Source organism: Mesorhizobium sp. M7A.F.Ca.CA.001.08.2.1, assembly GCF_003998455.1.
In the GTDB taxonomy this organism is placed as follows: Bacteria; Pseudomonadota; Alphaproteobacteria; order Rhizobiales; family Rhizobiaceae; genus Mesorhizobium; species Mesorhizobium ciceri.
Window position 1 is genome coordinate 1 of the sequence record NZ_RZPW01000840.1, and the last position, 2,539, is coordinate 2,539.

4 protein-coding genes are annotated in these 2,539 nt (G+C 58.3%); all 4 read right to left on the reverse strand.

Annotation, left to right across the window (positions count from 1 at the left end; all coding sequences use genetic code 11):
* Positions 1 to 210 (reverse strand): KTSC domain-containing protein (locus EN914_RS40045; protein WP_127389519.1); only part of this gene is annotated, 210 nt, incomplete at its 3' end.
* Positions 211 to 809: 599 nt separating this feature from the next.
* Positions 810 to 1,001: a hypothetical protein gene (locus EN914_RS31810; protein ID WP_013525035.1), complete on the reverse strand. Its 192-nt coding sequence runs from the start codon at positions 999 to 1,001 to the stop codon at positions 810 to 812.
* Positions 998 to 1,138 (reverse strand): entericidin A/B family lipoprotein, encoded by a 141-nt coding sequence (locus tag EN914_RS31815; protein ID WP_032809501.1) that lies wholly within the window; start codon positions 1,136 to 1,138, stop codon positions 998 to 1,000. The genes EN914_RS31810 and EN914_RS31815 overlap by 4 nt, the downstream gene beginning before the upstream one ends.
* A gap of 679 nt (positions 1,139 to 1,817) precedes the next feature.
* Positions 1,818 to 2,528 carry a hypothetical protein gene (locus tag EN914_RS31825; protein WP_024505780.1) on the reverse strand — a complete coding sequence of 237 codons (711 nt, stop codon included), beginning with the start codon at positions 2,526 to 2,528 and terminating at the stop codon, positions 1,818 to 1,820.
* Positions 2,529 to 2,539: the final 11 nt, after the last annotated feature.

Below are 2,539 nucleotides of genomic sequence, written 5' to 3' on the forward strand. Positions count from 1 at the left end.
GATCTCCGGCGGTACATCCAGAAAGTCGTACTGCCTGCCACTCGCTACAAACCGCACTGAGAGAACCCTGGTTTCCGGGTCGTATTCGAACTTGCGTATTGAGGTCGACGGCATGGTGCACCAGGTCATTGCCAGTGAGCGACCCGCGAGATGGCCCGCCCTGTGAGGAAGCAGAGAGCGGGCCGACCACGGCTGTACGTCCATGGCCATCATCGCCTCCACGGAAGGACGGTGACAGCATTCCAACTCCCATTGGATTTCGGTGTTCCACACATAAACAAAAAGGCCCGCCACCTCTCGGCAGCGGGCAGTGTAGGTCGCTAGGATCACCCAGCGGTACCTAAAGTACACCCCGCCTCGCCAAAAGGGAAATGTTAGGTATCTCTAATGGATGATTCGGACCCTGGGGCTGACCGTGGGGTATCAAATCCGAGAATATCCTGCGGGCCAGGTCGATAGCGGAATACCGAGCTGGGGCCCCGACATCCTATTGGGCCGCCGCACAGGCAACGAAAATGCCCGTGACGCTACACCGATCCGGAAACTACTTTCTTGAGGTGACCGATGCGAGCACGGGAGGGTGTTCGCCTACCAATACACCGATTTGCTCTACTGAGTGGCTTTGAGCAGCGGCTGCTGCTTCACCTCCGGGCCAAACCGGCCGCTCCATTCATAGCCGCAGCGGGCTGTCCTAGGGGATAGTTGGACTGGACGGTGTGTTGATTCACCCCTGCTGGATGGCTGAGGTGCAAAACCATGCAAACCACAATGCCCCGATACGCGACAGAAAAGCGGTTGCATCGTCGACTTTATTCAAGCCGGAATTCAACCGCATGCTTGTCGGACTCACGAATGAGGCCACTGTCCATGGCGGCTTCGAACGCCTTGGTGAAATACTGATCATCGGAGGCCTCGTGATCCTGCTGCGCAAGATCGATCGGCAGGGCTCCGATCACGCGGCCCGTTGTCTTCTCGATAACCGTGACGGTCCTCTGCATCATGGTTTGTTGACCGTGTCGTCGACTGCGTTGGCCGTTGCCTTGACGTCCCGGCCGACGCCTCGGACGGTGTTGGCGCAGGCCGCAAGGGCAAAGGCACAGGCAAGAATGACAATCGGTGTGATGCGTAGCAGTTTCATGGACGGGTTCTCCTATTTGTGATTATCAAGTCCGCTTTGCCGTATCGCACCTGTAACCGCCATCACCTTGTTGTGGGCGGCCGCTTCATCTGCGGTGTCAAAGGGCGTTGCGATGGTCGTCCCATCCAGAGCCAGTATCACAGCCAGGAACGGAAGGCCGATCAGCGGTGGTGCGTAGACAACGTACGCTGGGCGGGCATTCTTCATCGCCCATGTAGCACCATTTGTCGGTCAGGACCTAATCCACCTTAAAATGCCGAAGCGCCTCTATTCTTCACATCGCCGACTTCCTGCACCACCGTGGCAAGCGATTCCTTCTATAGGAAACAGCCATGATTTTTCCTTCCGGGTAGTGATTGGGGTATGGTCGTGGAGAAATCTGCTGACAGCAAGTCGGCGACCTGGCCCCAAGTCCTATGCGTGCGAGGATGGCCATGGATCAGAAGCAGAGGCGGCCCAGATCCGCCATGCCGAAGCCTTATCGGCCCGCCCTCGGTTTCCAACATTTCAAGCACGAAGTTGTCGAACATCTGCCATCCTCAAAAATGGGCGGTTGTCGGCTTGAAGAACTCCATGAGCATGGATTGGTTCGGGACGTGCCAATCGCGACTGCAGATCGTTTCGGCTCCCGGTTAGCTTTCGCTCAGGGCTCATTCTGGACGCGAATGGCTAGACGGATTTAACGGAGCAGGCCCTCGTCGTCGAACGCGTTCCAGCCCTTCAACTTGGGCCGGGGAGCGTCATCTCTGGGGTTATTCCCGGCACCGCGACCCTTCTCGCTACCCTTTCCCGCCCGCGTCAGGGCAGCCTTGCCGGCGCCACGTCGCCTGTTCTCTGTAACTTGCTGCGCGTCCTCTTCACGCCAAAGGCTTGGCAGATCACGATCAAGGATGTCTTCGATGTGCTTGGGATCGAACACGTGGAAGGTGACGGCCTTGGATCGACCGCGCATCTTCACGGTGCGGGTGCCAATGCTTTGCAGCCGTCCGTTTTTCAGCCACTTGTGACGCTCACGCGAAGAGATCGCAAGGATGTCTTCGGCCTCGCGCGGCAGGACCGGGAGTACTGCGATGGTTTCCAGTGCCTTGGCGATCTTGTTCGAGGCGGCCTCGAACTCTTCGGCATCGTCTTCGCGCATCCGCAATGTCATGCGACCAGTCTCGGCTTTGACGTACTTCCTCACCGCCCAAGGCAGGCGGGCACGTATTTCACGCTCGATACCTTTCGTGCGCACCGACGAGCCAAGCGTCGCTGATGGCGGAAGGGGCCACTCGGTAATCAGTGACAACGAGGTGCTGACGCTTTGGCGAGAGCCGCGATCTCGAGGGGCCACAATTGCCGCAGCCAAGCCGCCAAGAATCTTTCGTGTTTGCGCAAAACGCACCGGCATCTGAGCTAGTC

What these genes read in the sequence shown, in the direction of transcription:
- EN914_RS31810 (WP_013525035.1), bottom strand. Translation starts at nt 1,001, where the DNA reads ATGATGCAGAGGACCGTCACGGTTATCGAGAAGACAACGGGCCGCGTG.
- EN914_RS31815 (WP_032809501.1), bottom strand. Translation starts at nt 1,138, where the DNA reads ATGAAACTGCTACGCATCACACCGATTGTCATTCTTGCCTGTGCCTTT.
- EN914_RS31825 (WP_024505780.1), bottom strand. Translation starts at nt 2,528, where the DNA reads ATGCCGGTGCGTTTTGCGCAAACACGAAAGATTCTTGGCGGCTTGGCT.